The sequence below is a fragment of the Lamprobacter sp. genome (assembly GCF_034860625.1).
Classification (GTDB): domain Bacteria; phylum Pseudomonadota; class Gammaproteobacteria; order Chromatiales; family Chromatiaceae; genus Lamprobacter.
Map to the genome: position 1 here is coordinate 1 of NZ_JAYESN010000517.1, position 1,368 is coordinate 1,368.

At 62.4% G+C, this 1,368-nt stretch carries 1 protein-coding gene; it reads left to right on the forward strand.

Annotation, left to right across the window (positions count from 1 at the left end; genetic code table 11):
• The first annotated feature begins 136 nt into the window (after window positions 1-136).
• Window positions 137-1,363, forward strand: coding sequence for a site-specific integrase (locus VBE63_RS29390; protein WP_323686513.1), 1,227 nt, complete (start codon window positions 137-139; stop codon window positions 1,361-1,363).
• Window positions 1,364-1,368 lie beyond the last annotated feature (5 nt).

A 1,368-nucleotide genomic window follows, 5' to 3' on the forward strand; every position in this document is an offset into this window, starting at 1 on the left:
CGTTATGCCGCATCCTCGGTTATGCCGCATGGCGCGCCGCGTCTGGCATGGCTCACGCTTTTTCGGCTTTACCTGTTCGGCATAATGCCGTCGGCTCTCAGGTCTGGCAACACCGCCAGATCTGTGGAGAGACGCTATGTCCGAGCAGCACTTTGCCTCTGGGCCTTCTTGCTGTGAGCCCGATCTTGATCACCATCTTGAGGCGTTCCTTTCCGGCCTCGCCCAAGCCGGATATGCCGAGAACACCCGGCGCGGCAAGGCGCGCCGGATTGTGCCGTTTATACAATGGACCCACACGTCGGGGATTCGCCTGTGTGAGGTTGACGACCTCGATGCCTGTATCGATGCCTTCTTGGCGAGTCCCGGTCGTCCTCTTTACAAGCATCGCAGCGCATTGCAGGCGTTCCTCGCCTATCTGCGTGAGGCGAAGGTTCTGCCGCCACGCCCGATGGAACGATCGACGGCGGACGCGCTGCGCCACAGCTACCTTGAGCATCTGCAGTCCCAGCAAGGACTCAGCGCTCACTCGATCGCGGCTTACGCGGTCAGTGTGCGCGGTTTTATCGAAGCCATGCACCTGCCCGAAGAGGCCGCTGATCTGGATGCGCGCGCGATCCAGCGCTACCTGCTCACGCTCAGCCCGGAGCATGCCGTTGCCACCGTGAAAGTGTATGCCGCCGGGCTGCGCTCGTTTCTGCGTTTCTGCCTCCTGAAAGGTCTCATTAGCCGCGATCTTTCAACAGCTTTACCCTGCATCGGACGCTGCCAGCCCAAGCCCATGCCGCCGATCCTAAGCGATGAGGATATCGAGCGCGTGCTGGCGACGGTTGATCGCTCGTCTCTGCGTGGCTGTCGGGAGTTTGCGGTCTTGCAACTCTTGGCGCGTTTGGGCTTACGCGCGAGTGAGGTCCTCGCGCTGCGATTGGAGGATGTGCACTGGGAGCAAGGCGAACTTCTGGTGCGCGGCAAAGGGGCTCAGTTCGATCGCCTGCCATTGCTCCAAGACGTCGGCGAAGCGATCGTGCAGTACCTGCGTGTCGCCCGAGGCCACAGTGACTCGCGCCAGCTCTTTTTGAGCCGCCAGGCGCCGCGGATCGGTTTGCAGGATCCCTCGACGGTCAGCGCGATCGCCCATCGCGCGCTTGAGCGTGCCGGGCTGCTGCCCAGTGGTCGTGTCGGTGCACACATCTTTCGCGATAGCCTGGCCACACGGATGCTGCGCCACGGCGCCTCCTTGAGCGAGATCGCTGAAGTCTTACGCCACCGCTGCATCGCGACCACCCAAGGGTATGCCAACGTCGATCTTGAGCGACTGCGTGACGTTGCCCAAGCCTGGCCGGGCGTGCAGGAGGTGGTCCAATGACCGAT